This window comes from Pseudomonas sp. GW456-L12 (genome assembly GCF_059424045.1).
Map to the genome: position 1 here is coordinate 272,968 of NZ_JBWKZA010000003.1, position 17,500 is coordinate 290,467.

The following is a 17,500-nucleotide window of genomic DNA, read 5'->3' on the forward strand; positions in this document are numbered from 1 at the left end:
CGGACAGCGTCGATCGACGGTCCGAAACGCCCGCTAAAACCACATTCCCATAGAGAGACTAGTCGGGTGTAACCGAAGGAGTGAGTCAACAACACCCGGTACTACGATCGGCCTGCTGCCAACGCCCTCGATCACCGCCTGACAGCGGCAAGGCCACGGGTATCGCATACAGGGATCGCCCCCAACCCTGGCAGCCCTCCTGCTGAAAACGGACATAATGGCCATCATGGGTGGTGGCTAACGCGCCATTGTCTACTGGACGGATAAAGCCGTCAAAAAAACTGTCAGATTTGTCCTGTTTTTATGCAGAAAAGGACCTTGATGATTCAAGAGTTCGCCTGAAGGCGAACAAGGTGAGGCCCGGACAAGACCCGGCACAAAAAAAGCCCTGATTAGTCAGGGCTTTTTTGTGGGCAGGAACGCGCGATTCAACAGCAACGGGCTGTCACTTTGACAAGCCCTTCACAGAAGGCATGAAGCGGCCTACAGGCAATCATGCACGGCCTTTTTCAGCACCGCGGACTTGGCCCAGGGTGTTCCCTGGTAGAGCGAGACCAGGCTGCCGTTCTTCGATTTCACCACTTCCACGATCTCATCCGATGCCAGGCTGCCAGGAGCGGTGATCCGATAGCCGTTGGAGATATCGGACTGGGTGCTCCTGGGCGTTTCGCGCTGCCAGGCCGGCAGAACACACTGCGCGTAATCTTTCGGCGTTTTGCCAGTCAGCTCACTGACGTTCGGCTTGCCCGGTGCCAAAGCCGTGGGTAACGAACACCCGGCCAACAGTCCCATCAGCGACGCGCCTAGCCAAACTCGCATATGTCTTCCTCATCCCTAAAAAGTCGAGAAATGTATCACTTGCCCGGGCTTATCGTTAGAAACACCTGCTTCTTTCGCCGAACGGTATTCCCGCCCCACGATCATCACCTGATATCGGTCAAAAAAACGTTAACCCCATCACGTCCCGGACAGGCAAATAGCAGTTTGTCCACAAAGGCCTCGATTGACGGAAAACGCCCGCTGCCTGGCGCAACATGACACCCATTGAGGGTGGTTTCAGCCAGGGGCGTTTGGGGTACAGGAGAATGCCGCGAGGCATTTTAGGATGCGAACGGCGACTGTCCATGCAGTTCGGATGAGTGGTGCAAGTCAACGCGTCCTTTTGGGAATAATCTTGAATCGCCACCACCTAACACAGCCCAAAGGACGCGGCGATGAACAGCATCAAGACTTTCGAAATTCGCTACTGTTTCGCAGGTTCGCAAAGAACCTTCACTTACCAGGGCGCGCGATTGAGCGACAGCGACACCTGGTATCTGGCCTTTCTGCATTCCGGGTGCCTGATTACCCATGACACCCCCTGCGGCGGGACCTACCGCACCATGCAGATATTCGCCGAGCGCAGCGGCGTCACGCTGGCGAACTGGAGAGAGTTGTCTGAAAACTAGCCCTCCCCGCACAACTCAGACGTCCGACACTGGCGCAAGGAAGCGCTCAACCTGCCCGATGATCCACTTGCACAACGATTAGAAACCGCCGGCAAATGCCCGACGCCCCGCCCTGATTTCAGTCCGCAACTCACCGACGAAATTGGCCGCCGCGCGAACACTGGTGAGATGCTCGGTCGATACCCCGGTAATGAACAGATCGATCCGTCCGCTTTGCGGCTCGAAAACCTTGATTGCCAGGGAGCCGTCGGGGTTGACGGTGCAGGTGCAGGAAAGCGGCAGGAAACCGGACTCCAGGATCTGGCGAAGCTCGTCCATCGAGAGCATGAGAAATTCCTCCTTGGCGGCGCCATTTGGAGAGAGTGCTCGTTGAGAGTAGGTCACAAGAACGGGGCTCATACCCAGGCATTCACTGGAAGTGTTACCCAGCACGCATTTTTACCTGGCCAATCCGCTCAGTGGCACGGTGCGAGCACGGCCCTGACCTTCCGTCGCGGCAACTCCACCCGGGAGCATTTTGACGCTGGACCAGCCAGGCGTTATGGTCGCTGGGCTTTCGCACCTCCCAAATCCGAAACGACTTCCTTCAACCCCATCCAGGATCGCCGATGGCCGCACCCGAACACCCGCATGAAGTGGCCCTGCAAAAGTTTCTCGCAGCGCGCCCGGAACTTCGTGAAGCACTCGATCACCTCAATCCCTTGGCTGCCCAGGCCAGGGGCGAAACCCAGGAGCAATACCGCGCGGAGCAACTGCATGAAGCCTTCGAGGCCGAGGCGGAACGCCAGGGTCTGTTTGCCTGGGAACTGAGCCTGCAGTTGACCGTGCAGAGCGCGGAGGAATTTGCCACGCGGCGGCTCGAAGTGCACCGGGAAGTGGCGGAAATGGCCGGCATGCCCTGGAGCGAGTATTGCGAGCTACACGGCCTGCCACGCGATTGAGCGCCGCTCGGGCCTTCGATAAAGGATCATTGTCACCATGAGTCAACGCTGATGCTGCCCTCTTCCACCAGCCTTCGCAGTAACCCGGAGCTGCTGCGGCGCCAGAAATGGCGCGGCCGCATAGGCCTGTGCCTGGTCGCCAGCCTGTCGGTGCTGGCCGGCATGACCGACGCCATCGGCTTTATGGCCACCGGGGACTTCGTCTCCTTCATGAGCGGCAACACCACGCGCCTGGCCGTCGCCATCAGCGATGCCGACCTGGCCCTGACCCTGCATCTGGTGCTGCTGGTCGTCACCTTCATCGCCGGCAACGCCCTGGGCATCGTCGTCAGCCGCTTGGGCGGCCGCCGGGCCTTGCCGCTGCTGTTGTGCATTGCCACGCTGCTGTGCGCGGCAGCCGCCTGGCCGTTTGAACAACAGCTACCGGCGGTGCTGGCGGCGATCATCGCCATGGGCATGCTCAATGCTGCCGTCGAGGAAGTGAACGGGCTGCCCGTGGGCCTGACCTATGTCACCGGCGCCCTGTCGCGCTTTGGCCGCGGCCTGGGCCGCTGGATGCTCGGCGAACGGCGCAATGGCTGGCGCATCCAGCTGGTGCCCTGGGGCGGCATGTTCGCCGGCGCCGTGCTGGGCGCCGTTCTGGAGCAGCATCTGGGCCTCACGGCCCTGTTCGTCAGCGGCCTGCTGTCGGCGCTGCTGGGACTGTTGTCGCTGAAGATCCCCCATCGCTGGCAACTGGGCTATATGCCGCGCTAAAGCCACTTCGCCGGGCCCGGCATAAAGCTTTATCATGGCCCCAGGTTTGCAGACAGAGTTCTACATGAAGTTCGCCATTGCCCTTTTTTCCGCCGCTCACGCGCCCTCCTCGCGCCGCGCCCTGGCATTCGCCCAGGCAGCGCTGGCTGGCGGCCACGAGATCGTGCGGCTGTTTTTCTATCAGGATGGCGTGCACAGCGCATCGGACAACATCGTCACCCCGCAGGACGAACCGGACCTGCCCGCGCAATGGCGAACCTTCGTCAGCGAGCACCAGCTCGATGGCGTGGTGTGCATTGCCGCGGCCCTGCGCCGCGGGGTGTTGAACCAGGAGGAAGCCGCGCGCTACCAGCGCCCGGCCGTCAACCTGAGCGCGCCCTGGGAGCTTTCCGGGCTCGGCCAGTTGCACGACGCCGTACAGGCGGCCGACCGCCTGATCTGTTTCGGAGGGCCATGAAACATGGCGCAATCCCTGTTGATCATCAGCCGCCAGGCCCCCTGGTCCGGCCCCGGCGCCCGCGAAGCCCTGGATATCGTGCTGGCGGGCGGCGCCTTCGACTTGCCGATCGGCCTGCTGTTTCTTGACGATGGCGTGTTTCAGCTGGCCCCTGGGCAAAAAGCCGCTGCCGTGCAGCAAAAGGACCTCAGCGCCAATCTGCAGGCCCTGCCGCTGTTTGGTGTGGAGCAGCTGTTCGCCTGCGGCGCCAGCGTGGCGGAACGCGGCCTGGACCCGGCCGCGCTGAACCTGGACGAGGTGCAGGTCCTGGCCCCGGCCGAACTCGGCGCACTCATTGACCGTTTTGATCAGGTGATCACCCTCTGATGTCGACCTTGCACGTGCTGTCCCACTCGCCCTTCACCGACTCCCGGCTGACCAGTTGCCTGCGCCTGCTCGGCCCGCAGGATGCCATCCTCCTGTGCGGCGATGCGGTGTACGCCCTGCAGCCTGGCAGCGCGCCGCTGGCGGCCCTGCAGGCACGCGGCGAGACGCTGTCGCTCTACATTTTGGCGGAAGACCACCAGGCCCGAGGCCTGGAGGTTCCGGCCTGGGCCACGAGTATCGATTACCCGGCGTTCGTCGCGCTGTCGATCCAGTACGACAAGGTCAACAGCTGGTTATGAACGCACTGACTGTCGGCGAACGCGCCATCGCCCTGGACAAGGACGGCTACCTGGTGGAACTGGGCGACTGGTCCAGCGAAGTGGCCGCTGCCCTGGCCGCGGCGGAACAGATCGAACTGACCCCCGAGCACTGGGAAATCCTCGAGCTGCTGCGCGGCTTCTACCAGGAGTTCCAGCTGTCGCCCGCAACCCGCCCACTGATCAAATACACCGCCTTGAAGCTGGGCCCGGACAAGGGCAACAGCCTGCACCTGAACCGACTGTTCAAAGGCACTCCCGCCAAACTTGCCGCCAAGCTGGCGGGCCTGCCCAAGCCGACCAATTGCTTATGACCGATTACACCCCGCTGACCATCGAGACGCCCGCCGAGCATCCTTTCGCGCAGTTCGTGCGCATTCTCGGCAAAGGCAAACGCGGCGCCCGCAGCCTCACCCGCGAAGAAGCCCGGGAAGCCATGGGCATGCTGCTCGACGACAAGGTCGAGGACACCCAGCTCGGCGCCTTCCTGATGCTGTTGCGGCACAAGGAAGAAAGCCCCGAGGAGCTGGCGGGCTTTACCGAAGCCCTGCGCCAGCGCCTGCAGGCGCCACCAATCAAGGTCGACCTGGACTGGCCCAGCTATGCCGGCAAAAAGCGCCACCTGCCCTGGTTCCTGCTGGCCGCCAAGTGCCTGGCGCAAAACGGCGTGCGTATCCTGCTGCACGGTGGCGGCGCCCATACCGCCGGCCGGCTGTACACCGAGCAATTGCTGGAGCAGCTGCACATCCCGCTGTGCCGCGACTGGCAGGCGGTCGATGCCGCGCTGGCCCAGGGCAACCTGGCCTTCATCCCCCTGGGCGACTGGGCACCCCAACTGCAACGCATGATCGACCTGCGCAACACCCTGGGCCTGCGCTCGCCGATCCACTCCCTGGCGCGCATCCTCAACCCGTTGGGCGCGCGCTGCGGCCTGCAAAGCATCTTCCACCCCGGCTATCAGGGCGTGCATCGCGATGCCAGCGGCCTGCTGGGGGACAACGTCATTGTGATCAAGGGCGACGGCGGCGAAATCGAGATCAACCCGGACAGCGCCAGCCATCTGTATGGCAGCACCGGCGGTATCAGTTGGGATGAGGAATGGCCGGCGCTATCCGAGCAGCGCCATGTCAAACCGGCCAGCCTCGACCCCGAGCACCTGAAAGCCGTCTGGCGCGGCGATGTGCAGGACAGCTACCCACAACTGGCGCTGATCGCCACCATGGCCCTGGCCCTGCGCGGGCTCGGCATGCCCCGGGAACAGGCTTTCGAGCAGGCTCGGCACTACTGGGACGCGCGCGATAGATCGATTTAACCGATCATAACCGTCCGACTTTTGCGTAATTCGTTCGAACTCCTCGGATTAGACTGCACTCCAATGCACGCTGACCGAGGAGTTTTTTATGGGCCTGCTGATTGAAGGACGCTGGCACGACCAGTGGTACGAAAGCAGCAAAGACGGCGCCTTCCAGCGCGAACAGGCGCAACGCCGCAACTGGGTGACCGCTGACGGCAAACCAGGCCCTAGCGGCGAAGGCGGTTTTCGCGCGGAAGCCGGCCGTTATCATCTGTACGTATCCCTGGCCTGCCCCTGGGCGCACCGCACGCTGATCCTGCGCAAGCTCAAGGGTTTGGAAAGCCTGATCGATGTGTCGGTGGTCAGCTGGCTGATGCTGGAACAGGGCTGGACTTTCGACCGGGCCCTGGGCTCCAGCGGCGACCAGCTGGACCACCTGGATTTCCTCCACCAACGCTACACCGCCGACACCCGCGACTACACCGGCCGCGTCACCGTGCCCGTGCTCTGGGACAAGCAGCAGAAACGCATCGTCAGCAACGAGTCGGCGGAAATCATCCGCATGTTCAACAGCGCCTTCGATGACCTGAGCGGTAACAGCCTGGACTTCTATCCGGAGCCGCTACGCCGCGAAATCGACGAACTGAACGCGCGCATCTATCCGGCGGTGAACAATGGCGTGTATCGCGCCGGCTTCGCCACTTCGCAGCAAGCCTACGAAGCGGCCTTCGACGATCTGTTCGCCGAACTCGACTGGCTGGAACGGCGCCTGGGCGGCCAACGCTACCTGGCCGGCGAATACCTGACGGAAGCGGACATCCGCCTGTTTACCACGCTGATCCGCTTCGACGCGGTGTATTACGGTCACTTCAAGTGCAACCTGCGGCGGATCGCCGACTATCCGAACCTGTCGAACTGGCTGCGCGAGCTGTACCAATGGCCGGGGATCGGCGAAACCGTGGACTTCACCCATATCAAGGGGCACTACTACGCCAGCCATCGCACCATCAACCCGACCGGCATCGTGCCGAAAGGGCCGGCGCAGGACTTCGATGCGGCGCATGATCGCGAGCGTTTGAGCGGGCGTGGAGTTTGGCGCAAAGGTTGAGATCGCTATCGCGAGCAAGCTCGCTCCTACAGGGATCGCGGATACCTGTAGGAGCGAGCTTGCCCGCGATGCTTTCAGACCTGCGACTGCGCGCCTTCGAACCAGGCGAGCTTCTCGCGAAGCTGCACCACTTCGCCGACGATCACCAGGGTCGGCGCATGCACTTCATGCTCCGCCACCAGCTTCGGCAGATCCGCCAGGGTGCCGGTGAACACTCGCTGGTTGGCGGTCGTGCCCTGCTGGATCAAGGCGGCCGGCGTATCCGCCGAACGGCCATGCTGGATCAGTTGCTCGCAGATCACCGGCAAGCCCACCAGGCCCATATAGAACACCAGGGTCTGTGCAGGCGCGACCAGGTCGGCCCAGGGCAGATCGGTGGTGCCATCCTTCAGGTGTCCGGTGACGAAACGCACGGACTGCGCATAGTCACGGTGGGTCAAAGGAATGCCGGCATAGGCCGCGCAACCGCTGGCCGCGGTAATTCCCGGCACCACCTGGAACGGAATGCCATGGGCCGCCAGCTCTTCGATCTCTTCGCCGCCACGGCCGAAGATGAACGGATCGCCACCCTTCAGACGCAGCACGCGCTTGCCCTGTTTGGCCAGGTCCACCAGTTGCTGGTTGATCTGTTCCTGGGGCAAGGCGTGATCAGCGCGGCGCTTGCCGACATACACCCGCTCGGCATCGCGCCGGCACAGCTCGAGAATCGCCGGAGCTACGAGGCGATCGTAGAGCACCACATCGGCTTGCTGCATCAGGCGCAAGGCGCGGAAGGTCAGCAGATCCGGATCGCCCGGCCCTGCCCCCACCAGATACACCTCGCCCGGTGCATGGGGCGCTTCGCCGGCGATCTTGGCCTGCAGCAAGCGCTCGGCCTCCTCGCCCTGCCCGGCCAGCTGCCGGTCGGCGATCGGTCCCTGGAACACGTCTTCCCAAAAGGCACGACGCTGCTGCACGTCCGGAAACAGGCCTTTGACCTGATTGCGAAAACGCGCGGCCAAGCCGGCCAGCTGACCATAGGTCGAGGGAATCCAGGTTTCCAGCTTGGCCCGGATCAGGCGCGCCAGCACCGGCGCATCGCCGCCACTGGAGACGGCGATCACCAGCGGCGAACGGTCGACGATCGCCGGGAAGATCACGCTGCACAGGGCCGGCGCGTCCACCACATTGACCGGCACGCAGCGCCGATGAGCGTCGGCGGAGACCTGGGCATTGAGCGGTTCGTCGTCGGTGGCGGCGATGATCAGCACACAGCCGTCCAGGTCCGCCTCGACATAACCGCGCGACAGGCATTCGCCGCCGCTGGCCGTGACCAGCTCGCGCAACTGGGGTTCCACTTCAGGTGCAACTACCCGCAGCAGCGCACCGGCGTCGGCCAGCAGGCGGGATTTGCGCAAGGCAATCTCCCCGCCGCCGACCACCAACACACGACTGCCGCGCAGGTTATGAAACAGCGGCAGAAATTCCATTTAGCCGATGACCTCGAGGCCGCCCATGTAAGGCTTGAGCACCTCAGGCACACGGATCGAACCGTCGGCCTGCTGGTAGTTCTCCAGCACCGCCACCAGGGTACGACCGACTGCCAGGCCGGAACCGTTCAGGGTATGCACCAGTTCCGGCTTGCCGGTTTCCGGGTTGCGGAAGCGCGCCTGCATGCGGCGGGCCTGGAAGTCGCCGCAGTTGGAGCACGACGAAATCTCGCGGTACTTGTCCTGGCTCGGGATCCACACTTCCAGATCGTAAGTCTTGACCGCGCTGAAGCCCATGTCGCCGGTGCACAGCGCCAGAGTGCGGTAAGGCAGCTCCAGCAGTTGCAGGACTTTCTCGGCGTTGGCGGTCAGGCCTTCCAGGGCTTCCATGGAAGTCGATGGCTCGACGATCTGGACCATCTCGACCTTGTCGAACTGGTGCTGGCGAATCATGCCGCGGGTGTCGCGGCCCGACGAACCGGCTTCACTGCGGAAGCACGGGGTGTGGGCGACGAACTTGATCGGCAGCTGCTTCGAATCGAGGATCTCGCCGGCCACGATATTGGTCAGCGACACTTCGGCGGTCGGGATCAGGTACAGATCGGCTTCGTTTTCACGGCTGATCTTGAACAGGTCTTCTTCGAACTTCGGCAATTGGCCGGTCCCCACCAACGCCGGTGCCTGCACCAGGTAAGGGGTGTAGGCCTCTTCGTAACCGTGTTCGCTGGTGTGCAGGTTGATCATGAACTGCGCCAGGGCGCGGTGCAGACGGGCGATCGGCCCGCGCAGCAGGGCAAAACGCGCGCCCGACAGCTTGGCCGCGGTCTCGAAGTCCAGCCAGCCGTGTTTTTCACCCAGGGCGACGTGGTCCAGGATCGGGAAGTCGAACGCCGTCGGCGTGCCCCAGCGGCGCACTTCAACGTTGCCCTCTTCGTCGTCGCCAACCGGCACCGATTCGTGGGGCAGGTTCGGGATGCCCTGCAGGATCGCATCCAGCTCGGTTTGAATGGCGTCCAGCTCAACCTTGCCGACCGCCAACTCGCCCGCCATGCGCTCGACGTCGGCCATCAGTGGCGCGATGTCTTCGCCGCGCTGCTTGGCCTGACCGATGGACTTGGAGCGCGCGTTACGTTCGGCCTGCAGTTGTTCGGTGCGGGTCTGGACGGTCTTGCGCTGTTCTTCCAGCGCTTCGATGCGTGCTACATCCAGGGCAAAGCCACGGGATGCCAGGCGGTCCGCTACGTCCTGAAGGTTGCTACGTAACAGTTTGGAATCGAGCATGTCGGTCTCTCGTTTATCAAAGTTTGGTCAGGGACAGGCCGGCCCAGGTCGCGAGCAGCCCGCCGAATACGCTGATGGCCGCATAGCCCAGGGCCAGCGGTATCTGTCCGCTTTCCAGCAGACGCACCGTATCCAGTGAAAAGGATGAAAAAGTCGTCAGGCCGCCAAGGAAGCCCACCATCAACCCGGCGCGCACCTCGATGGGCACCTCCGGGCGTATCAGAAACAGGCCGTACAGCACACCGATCAGCAGGCAGCCCACGATATTAACGGCCAGCGTCGCGGTATAGAAGTGCCGCGGCCAATTGGCGCTGATCCAGTTACCGGTGGCAAAGCGCAACAGGGTTCCGGCAATACCACCCACCGAGACGGCAAGGATCAACGGGATCACGGTTTTCTCCGCTGCTTGGGGCTGGCCCGGTCAAGCTCCGCCAGGTGCTTGAGCTTCTCGCCGATCTTCAGTTCCAGGCCACGGGGCACGGGTTGATAGAAGGGTTGCGGCTCCAGCGCCTCGGGAAAGTAGTCTTCGCCGGCCGCGTAGGCGTCCGGCTCATCATGGGCATAACGATATTCGTCGCCGTAACCCAGTTGCTTCATCAGTTTGGTCGGCGCATTGCGCAGGTGCAGCGGCACTTCCAGCGACCCATGCTCGGCAGCGCTGCGCATGGCGGCCTTGAAGCCCATGTACACGGCGTTGCTTTTCGGCGCGCAGGCCAGGTAGGTGATGGCCTGGGCCACCGCCAGCTCGCCTTCGGGGCTGCCAAGGCGCTCCTGCACGTCCCAGGCCGCCAGGCACAGGCTCAATGCCCGTGGATCGGCGTTGCCGATGTCTTCGCTGGCCATGCGCACCACGCGCCGCGCCAGGTACAGCGGGTCGCAACCACCGTCGAGCATCCGCGCGAACCAGTACAAGGCACCGTCCGGGTTGGAACCGCGGACTGATTTGTGCAGCGCCGATATCTGGTCGTAGAAGGCTTCGCCGCCCTTGTCGAAACGCCGGCGGGTATCGCCCAGCAGGCTTTGCAGCAGCTCGACGCCGATTTGCGTGCCGTCTTCGGCGAGATCGGAAGCATTCTCCAGCAGGTTGAGCAGGCGCCGGCCATCGCCGTCCGCCGCCGCCAGGAGCATCTGAAAGCCTTCGTCGCTGAGGCTCAGCTGGCGCTTGCCCAGCCCGCGCTCTTCAGTCAAGGCCCGCTGCACCAGCTTGTGCAGCGCCGCCTCGTCGAGGCTCTTGAGCACATACACCCGGGCCCGGGACAACAGCGCGTTGTTCAGCTCGAAGGACGGGTTCTCGGTGGTCGCACCGATGAAAATCAGGGTGCCGTCTTCGACATAGGGCAGGAAGGCATCCTGCTGCGACTTGTTGAAACGGTGCACTTCGTCGACGAACAGGATGGTCCGGCGCCCGTACTGGGCCGCCTGCTGCTTGGCGATTTCCACCGCCTGGCGGATCTCCTTGACCCCGGCCAGCACCGCAGAGACCGTTTCGAAGTGCGCATCCGAGACTTTCGCCAGGAGCCGCGCCAGGGTGGTCTTGCCTACGCCCGGCGGCCCCCAGAAGATCATCGAGTGCAAGGCCCCCTGTTCCAGCGCTTCGCGCAGAGGCTTGCCGCGGGCGAGCACATGCTCCTGACCGACGTACTCGTCCAGGTTGGCCGGGCGCAGGCGCGCGGCCAGGGGTTGGGCGATCGGGTCACTGCGAAACAGATCCATGGCGGACGATTGAAACCTCTTGGCGGCGACTTATTCTTGGATCACGTCGGCACCCTTGGGGATGTCGAACTTGAACTTGGAAGCGGCGATCGGCTCGTTGGCCTTGACCCCGGTGAACAGGATATTGGTGCGCTGGCCAACACTGTCGATCAGTTGCATGTCATTCACCAGGCCGTTGCGGAACGACAGGCGCAGGCTGTCGAACAGGGTGTCCTTGGTTTTCGGCTTGAGGATGAAGTCCACCACGCCACCGGCTTCCTTGGCGCTGATGTCGAAGCTTTCACTGATTTTCGACACATCGCCCGACAACAACAAGGCTGGGGTCTGGGTCAGGCGCTGGTCCAGGGTCTTGATGGTGACCTGTTCCAGGTCCGGGTCCCACAGGGAAACCTTCTTGCCGTCGGAGACCATCAGTTGCTCCTGCGGCGCATCGGTGTGCCAGTAGAACAGGCCCGGGCGCTTCAGCGCCATGTCGCCAGCGGTTTCCTGCAGCTGGGTGCCGCTGCCGTCGAGGGTCAGCTGCGAGAAACGCGCAGTCAGGGTCTGGGACTTTTCGAGCAACTGGGTCAGGCGCGCCACGTCTTTCTGATCGGCATGGGCCGACAGCGTCGTTAAAGCCAGTACCGGTACCAGCAACATGCGGATAAGACGCATGGGAGTCCTCATTAGATTCGTGGAAAAAACCGGCGGCGCTGGGGCGCGCCGCCTGTGTCGGGTCATTAGTCGCGCATCGGACCCGGCGCTATCACTTCGCGCGAGCCGTTGGTGTTCATGGCGGTCACCACACCGGCCATTTCCATGGCTTCGATCATGCGGGCCGCGCGGTTGTAGCCGATCTTGAGCTTGCGCTGAACCGCGGAGATCGATGCCCGGCGGCTCTCGAGGACGAACTGCACCGCTTCGTCGTACAGCGCGTCGGTCTCGGCGTCGTCACCGTCACCACCGCCGCTGCCGCCGTCGAAGCCGCTACCGGCTTCTTCGACACCGTTGAGGATGTCGTCGTTGTACTCCGGCGCGCCGCGCAGTTTCCAGGCCTCCACCACACGATGCACCTCATCGTCAGAGACGAAGGCGCCGTGGACGCGAATCGGCAGGCTGGTGCCCGGCGGCATGTAGAGCATGTCACCGTGACCCAGCAGTTGTTCGGCGCCGCCCTGGTCGATGATGGTCCGCGAGTCGATCTTGCTCGATACCTGGAACGCCATTCGGGTCGGGATGTTGGCCTTGATCAGGCCGGTGATCACGTCCACCGACGGACGCTGGGTCGCCAGGATCAGGTGGATCCCCGCGGCACGGGCTTTCTGGGCGATCCGCGCGATCAGTTCTTCGACCTTCTTGCCGACGATCATCATCATGTCGGCGAATTCATCGACCACCACGACGATGGTCGGCAGCTTGGTCAGCAGCGGCGCTTCGTCGTGAATACTTTCGCGGTTGTACAGTGGGTCGGTCAGCGGCGTACCGGCTTCGATCGCTTCTTTAACCTTGGCGTTGAAGCCCGACAGGTTACGCACGCCCATCTTCGCCATCAGCTTGTAGCGCCGCTCCATCTCGGCCACGCTCCAGCGCAGGGCGTTGGCGGCGTCCTTCATGTCGGTCACCACCGGGCACAACAGGTGCGGGATGCCTTCGTAGATCGACAGCTCGAGCATTTTCGGGTCGATCATGATCAGCTTGGCGTCTTCCGGGCCGGACTTGAACAGGATCGACAGGATCATCGCGTTCACACCCACCGACTTACCGGAACCGGTGGTACCGGCCACCAGCAGGTGAGGCATCTTGGCCAGGTCGGTGATGATCGGCTTGCCGCCGATATCGTGGCCCAGGGCCAGGGTGACCGGGGATTTGAAGTTGTCGTATTCCGGGGTCGACAGCACTTCGGAGAAGCGCACGATCTGCCGGTCTTCGTTGGGAATCTCGATACCCACGGTGGTCTTGCCGGGAATCACTTCCACCACCCGCACGCTGGTCACCGCCAGCGAACGCGCCAGGTCCTTGGCCAGGTTGGCGATACGGCTGACTTTCACACCGGCGGCCGGCTGGATTTCATAACGGGTAATCACCGGGCCCGGGTGGATGGAGTCCACCGACACCTCGACCCCGAACTCCTTGAGCTTGATTTCCAGCAGATGGCCGACGGCGGCCAGCGACTCGGGGGAGTAGTTGAGTTGTTTCTTTTCCGCCGGATCGAGAATAGAGATAGGCGGCAAGGTGCCTTCGACCGCGCTATCGATGAACAGCGGGACCTGTTTCTCTTTCTGCACGCGTTTGCTGGGTTCGGGCGCTTTGACTGGGGCCGGGGCAATCACCGGCGGGACCTGTTTCTCACGGTCGGACATGTGCTTGCTCAGAGCCTGCTCGCGCTCGATCAGGCGCTCCTTGACCTTGGCCTGCTCACGCTTGTCGGTCACGGTCGGAGCGACCACTTCATCGACCCGGGCATCCACTTCCCGCAATTGGGCGACCAGTTGCTTGCGCTCGGTACGGGCCGCCCACCAGCGGTTGGCGGCGCCCTGGAACAGTTCGAACAGGTCGAGGGTGATCTTGCCGGTCACATCCATGACCTTGAACCAGGAAAGATCGGTAAAAACGGTCAGGCCGAACAGGAACAGCGCGATAAACATCAGGGTACTGCCCTGGATATTCAGCGCGTTCTTGGCCAGGTCGCCCAGGCTTTCACCCAGTGCCCCGCCTGCGCCAGCCGGCAGGCCGGTCGCCGCATGGAAATGGATATGCGCCAACGCGGCACCGGACAGCACCAGGAATACCAGGCCGATCAGGCGCCAGGAAAACAGCCAGCCGCTCCACTGCCACGGCTCATGGCGCTGACGGAAGATCTGATAAGTCTTGATCGCCAATAACAACGGGAAGATATAGGCGAAGTAACCCAACACCATAAACAGGATATCGGCGCTGTAAGAGCCCGCAGGACCACCGAAGTTCTGTACATCTTCGATCTTGCTGTTATGACTCCAGCCCGGATCGTCCTTGCCATATGTCAGCAATGCCATCATCAGGAACAGGCACAAGGCCCCAATGGCGATCAACGCACCTTCCTTGAGCCGGTAGTGCAATTGCTGGCGCCAGAGTGGGACTACTGTTTTAGGTGCTGCGGTGGATTTCTTCAAAACGCGTCTTTTCCTGCGCCATGGGCGCGTCCAACTGTTGATCGACTAAAAAATACTGCCCAATCCAGGCAGGTAAAAAAGTTGACGAGCGTAACTGGGGCTACTTTTAACATTCTGCCCACGCATTGCGAAACTGTAAGAGCTGCCGCGTGCAATGCCGATGTATTCCACATAGGGATACAAACCCGCATTGTACGGGTTTGTAAGCGCCGTGCCACGCTGCTCAATACTGGGTGTAGCATAATCAGGAACACTTTACGCAGTATTCAATTTGAGCATGCATTCTCTTTTGTGACAAAGGCTTATGAGGTGTTTTTATGACCGAAGCGAAGCATTCACGCCTGATCATTCTGGGCTCCGGCCCTGCCGGTTACAGCGCTGCCGTTTATGCCGCCCGCGCCAACCTCAAACCGACCGTCATCACCGGCCTGCAAGCGGGCGGTCAACTGACCACTACCGTCGAGGTCGACAATTGGCCAGGCGATGTCGAAGGCCTGACCGGCCCGGTGCTGATGGAGCGCATGCAAAAACACGCTGAACGCTTCGACACCGAGATCGTCTACGACCACATCCATACTGCGGAGTTGCAGCAGCGACCCTTTATCCTCAAGGGCGACAGCGGCACCTACAGCTGCGACGCACTGATCATCGCCACGGGTGCATCGGCCCAGTACCTGGGCCTGCCCTCCGAAGAAACCTTCGCCGGCAAGGGTGTATCCGCCTGCGCTACCTGTGACGGCTTTTTCTATCGCAATCAAGTAGTTGCCGTGATCGGCGGCGGCAACACCGCCGTGGAGGAAGCCCTGTACCTCTCCAACATCGCCAAAGAGGTTCACCTGGTGCACCGGCGCGACAAGCTGCGCGCGGAGAAAATCCTCCAGGACAAGCTGTTCGACAAAGCCGCCAAGGGCAATATCCGCCTGCACTGGAACCAGAATCTCGATGAGGTGCTGGGCGATGCCAGCGGCGTCACTGGCGCCCGACTGCGCGACAGTCTGACCGGAGAGACCCAGGAACTCGCGCTGGCCGGCGTATTCATCGCCATCGGTCACAAGCCCAATACGGATCTGTTCAAGGGCCAGCTGGAAATGCGCGATGGCTATCTGCTGGTCAAGGGTGACAGCGAAGGCGACGCCACGGCTACCGGCATCCCGGGCGTGTTCGCCGCGGGCGATGTGGCCGACCATGTGTACCGCCAGGCCGTCACTTCCGCGGGTGCGGGCTGCATGGCGGCCCTGGATGCAGAGAAATTCCTCGACGACAACTGACCTCCCGACCTACGCTTGCGGCGGGCCTTGCAGGCCCGCCACCGCCCTCCCCTTCCGCAAGTCTGAATGCCATGCTGACCTGGTTACAACGCAACACCTTCGACTTTCCCCCGCTGGAAAAGGCCCTGCGCACCCCCAACGGCCTGTTGGCCGCCGGCGGCGACCTGTCGGCCGACCGGTTGATCCAGGCCTATCGCCACGGCTGCTTTCCCTGGTTTTCCGAAGGCCAGCCCATCCTCTGGTGGTCACCCGACCCGCGCACAGTGTTATTTCCAGACGAACTGCATGTATCCCGCAGCCTGGGCAAGCTGCTGCGTCAGCAGCGCTACCAGGTCACCTTCGATCAGGATTTTGCCGCGGTCATCAGCGCCTGCGCGGCGCCACGCCCTTATGCCGACGGCACCTGGATCACTGAATCGATGCAGGATGCCTACCTTGAACTGCACAAGCGCGGTTATGCCCATTCGGTCGAAGTCTGGGATCAGGGTTTGCTGGTGGGCGGGCTGTATGGGCTAGCAATGGGCCAGCTGTTTTTTGGCGAATCGATGTTCAGTCGGGCCGACAATGCGTCGAAATTCGGCTTCGTCACGCTGGTCCAACATTTACGGGCATGGGGCTTCGCCCTGATCGACTGCCAGATGCCCACCGACCACTTGCACAGCCTGGGCGCCCGCGCCATCCCCCGCCAGGAGTTCGCCGGCTATCTGCGGCGCCATCTGGACCAGCCCAGCCGCGCCATATGGGTTTCCTAGGCGGGTTTTGCCGGTGTGGCTTACACTTAATTCAAAGCTAATCCCGAGGGTTGATTCATGACCGAGTTGGCGCGTTTGAAGTTTTATGCCACTCAGCCCCACTCTTGCAGCTACCTGCCCGAAGAACAGGCGACCACGCTGTTCCTCGATCCTAGCCAGCCCATGGATGTGCATGTCTACGCAGATCTGTCGGAAATGGGCTTTCGCCGCAGTGGCGACCACCTGTACCGGCCGCATTGCCAGAACTGCAATGCCTGTGTTCCGGCACGCATTCCTGCCGCGCAGTTTGTACCCAATCGTCAGCAAAAACGTATTCTCAAACGCAATGCCGACCTGAAAGTCCAGCCTGCCAAACCGGGGTTCAGCGAAGAGTATTTCGACCTTTACCAGCGTTATATCGAGCAACGCCACGCCGATGGCGACATGTACCCACCCAGCCGCGATCAGTTCTCGACCTTTCTGGTTCGCGATCTGCCCTTCTCCAGATTCTACGAGTTCCGCCTCGATGGGCGCCTGCTCGCCGTGGCCGTCACCGATCTGCTACCCAATGGCCTTTCCGCGGTCTACACCTTCTACGAACCCGATGAAGAGCGCCGCAGCCTCGGCCGCTACGCCATTCTGTGGCAGATCGGCGAAGCCTTGCGCCTGGGTCTGGACGCGGTCTACCTCGGATACTGGATCAAGAACTGCAAAAAGATGAACTACAAGACCCAATATCGGCCCATTGAGCTGCTGATTAACCAGAGATGGGTCATCCTGAACTAGAAGCCCTTGGCTTGAACCCCACTTTTCGGGCACAATGCACGCCGCTTTTGCCTGGCGCAGTTGCACCGGGCCATTCATTGGACACCGAGGGCTTTACTGCATGTCGAAAGAAGACAGCTTCGAAATGGAAGGCACTGTCGTCGACACCCTGCCCAACACCATGTTTCGTGTGGAGTTGGAAAATGGGCACGTCGTAACCGCGCATATCTCCGGCAAGATGCGCAAGAACTACATTCGTATTCTTACCGGTGACAAAGTGCGCGTCGAACTGACGCCCTATGACTTGAGCAAAGGGCGCATCACTTACCGCGCTCGCTAAGCAAGTCAATACAAGACGCCCGGCCCATGCCGGGCGTTTTTGTTTGCCTGCGATTTACTCTGCCTGCCTACAGAACAGATATAAAAAAGGCGCCTTGCGGCGCCTTTTTTATTGCGGC

The 17,500-nt window shown here is 62.1% G+C and carries 21 protein-coding genes; 13 read left to right on the forward strand and 8 right to left on the reverse strand.

The window, feature by feature from the left end; translation table 11 throughout:
• Positions 1-483: 483 nt before the first annotated feature.
• Complete coding sequence (locus tag AC07Y9_RS05870; RefSeq protein ID WP_007929247.1) at positions 484-819, reverse strand: hypothetical protein; 336 nt, start codon at positions 817-819, stop codon at positions 484-486.
• A 395-nt stretch (positions 820-1,214) separates the two neighbouring features.
• Between AC07Y9_RS05870 and AC07Y9_RS05875 the strand changes: the two genes are divergently transcribed.
• Complete coding sequence (locus tag AC07Y9_RS05875; protein WP_007929246.1) at positions 1,215-1,448, forward strand: DUF6555 family protein; 234 nt, start codon at positions 1,215-1,217, stop codon at positions 1,446-1,448.
• Between the two features lie 78 nt (positions 1,449-1,526).
• On the opposite strand, the gene AC07Y9_RS05880 is transcribed toward AC07Y9_RS05875, so the two are convergent.
• Positions 1,527-1,775 (reverse strand): DUF1652 domain-containing protein, encoded by a 249-nt coding sequence (locus tag AC07Y9_RS05880; protein ID WP_053261828.1) that lies wholly within the window; start codon positions 1,773-1,775, stop codon positions 1,527-1,529.
• A gap of 281 nt (positions 1,776-2,056) precedes the next feature.
• On the opposite strand from AC07Y9_RS05880, the gene AC07Y9_RS05885 reads away from it, so the two are divergent.
• From AC07Y9_RS05885 to AC07Y9_RS05920, 8 genes are all read left to right on the forward strand, one after another.
• Entirely contained in the window at positions 2,057-2,389 is a 333-nt protein-coding gene (locus AC07Y9_RS05885; RefSeq protein ID WP_102679829.1) for a DUF6388 family protein, read from the forward strand.
• Between the two features lie 51 nt (positions 2,390-2,440).
• Positions 2,441-3,145: a YoaK family protein gene (locus AC07Y9_RS05890; protein WP_102679830.1), complete on the forward strand. Its 705-nt coding sequence runs from the start codon at positions 2,441-2,443 to the stop codon at positions 3,143-3,145.
• A 64-nt stretch (positions 3,146-3,209) separates the two neighbouring features.
• Positions 3,210-3,602, forward strand: coding sequence for a sulfurtransferase complex subunit TusD (tusD, locus tag AC07Y9_RS05895; protein ID WP_007929241.1), 393 nt, complete (start codon positions 3,210-3,212; stop codon positions 3,600-3,602).
• Between the two features lie 3 nt (positions 3,603-3,605).
• Positions 3,606-3,968 (forward strand): sulfurtransferase complex subunit TusC, encoded by a 363-nt coding sequence (tusC, locus tag AC07Y9_RS05900; RefSeq protein WP_085534145.1) that lies wholly within the window; start codon positions 3,606-3,608, stop codon positions 3,966-3,968.
• Positions 3,968-4,267, forward strand: coding sequence for a sulfurtransferase complex subunit TusB (gene tusB / locus AC07Y9_RS05905; RefSeq protein ID WP_087091608.1), 300 nt, complete (start codon positions 3,968-3,970; stop codon positions 4,265-4,267). Before tusC ends, tusB begins: the two co-directional genes overlap by 1 nt.
• Positions 4,264-4,599: a TusE/DsrC/DsvC family sulfur relay protein gene (locus AC07Y9_RS05910; RefSeq protein ID WP_007929238.1), complete on the forward strand. Its 336-nt coding sequence runs from the start codon at positions 4,264-4,266 to the stop codon at positions 4,597-4,599. The genes tusB and AC07Y9_RS05910 overlap by 4 nt, the downstream gene beginning before the upstream one ends.
• Complete coding sequence (locus tag AC07Y9_RS05915; RefSeq protein ID WP_102679831.1) at positions 4,596-5,597, forward strand: glycosyl transferase family protein; 1,002 nt, start codon at positions 4,596-4,598, stop codon at positions 5,595-5,597. The genes AC07Y9_RS05910 and AC07Y9_RS05915 overlap by 4 nt, the downstream gene beginning before the upstream one ends.
• A gap of 88 nt (positions 5,598-5,685) precedes the next feature.
• The gene (locus AC07Y9_RS05920; protein ID WP_102679832.1) at positions 5,686-6,687 is read left to right on the forward strand and encodes a glutathione S-transferase family protein; all 1,002 of its coding nucleotides are present in this window, start codon (positions 5,686-5,688) and stop codon (positions 6,685-6,687) included.
• A 74-nt stretch (positions 6,688-6,761) separates the two neighbouring features.
• On the opposite strand, the gene cysG is transcribed toward AC07Y9_RS05920, so the two are convergent.
• The 6 genes from cysG to ftsK all read right to left on the reverse strand — a co-directional run bounded on the left by cysG (position 6,762) and on the right by ftsK (position 14,278).
• Entirely contained in the window at positions 6,762-8,156 is a 1,395-nt protein-coding gene (gene cysG / locus AC07Y9_RS05925; RefSeq protein WP_102679833.1) for a siroheme synthase CysG, read from the reverse strand.
• Positions 8,157-9,437, reverse strand: coding sequence for a serine--tRNA ligase (serS, locus tag AC07Y9_RS05930; protein ID WP_062825336.1), 1,281 nt, complete (start codon positions 9,435-9,437; stop codon positions 8,157-8,159).
• Positions 9,438-9,453: 16 nt separating this feature from the next.
• Entirely contained in the window at positions 9,454-9,828 is a 375-nt protein-coding gene (crcB, locus tag AC07Y9_RS05935) for a fluoride efflux transporter CrcB (protein WP_007929222.1), read from the reverse strand.
• Complete coding sequence (locus tag AC07Y9_RS05940) at positions 9,825-11,150, reverse strand: replication-associated recombination protein A (protein WP_009044577.1); 1,326 nt, start codon at positions 11,148-11,150, stop codon at positions 9,825-9,827. The genes crcB and AC07Y9_RS05940 overlap by 4 nt, the downstream gene beginning before the upstream one ends.
• Before the next feature lie 30 nt (positions 11,151-11,180).
• Positions 11,181-11,804, reverse strand: a complete 624-nt coding sequence (gene lolA, locus AC07Y9_RS05945; protein WP_007929220.1) for an outer membrane lipoprotein periplasmic chaperone LolA — start codon at positions 11,802-11,804, stop codon at positions 11,181-11,183.
• Between the two features lie 65 nt (positions 11,805-11,869).
• Complete coding sequence (ftsK, locus tag AC07Y9_RS05950; RefSeq protein ID WP_009044578.1) at positions 11,870-14,278, reverse strand: DNA translocase FtsK; 2,409 nt, start codon at positions 14,276-14,278, stop codon at positions 11,870-11,872.
• A gap of 317 nt (positions 14,279-14,595) precedes the next feature.
• Here ftsK and trxB point away from each other — a divergent pair, with 317 nt between their 5' ends.
• From trxB to infA, 4 genes are all read left to right on the forward strand, one after another.
• The gene (trxB, locus tag AC07Y9_RS05955; RefSeq protein WP_102679834.1) at positions 14,596-15,546 is read left to right on the forward strand and encodes a thioredoxin-disulfide reductase; all 951 of its coding nucleotides are present in this window, start codon (positions 14,596-14,598) and stop codon (positions 15,544-15,546) included.
• Positions 15,547-15,617: 71 nt separating this feature from the next.
• Positions 15,618-16,298 (forward strand): leucyl/phenylalanyl-tRNA--protein transferase, encoded by a 681-nt coding sequence (gene aat / locus AC07Y9_RS05960; protein WP_102679835.1) that lies wholly within the window; start codon positions 15,618-15,620, stop codon positions 16,296-16,298.
• A gap of 57 nt (positions 16,299-16,355) precedes the next feature.
• Positions 16,356-17,063 carry an arginyltransferase gene (locus AC07Y9_RS05965; protein WP_087091617.1) on the forward strand — a complete coding sequence of 236 codons (708 nt, stop codon included), beginning with the start codon at positions 16,356-16,358 and terminating at the stop codon, positions 17,061-17,063.
• Between the two features lie 100 nt (positions 17,064-17,163).
• Entirely contained in the window at positions 17,164-17,382 is a 219-nt protein-coding gene (gene infA / locus AC07Y9_RS05970; RefSeq protein WP_002553999.1) for a translation initiation factor IF-1, read from the forward strand.
• Positions 17,383-17,500: the final 118 nt, after the last annotated feature.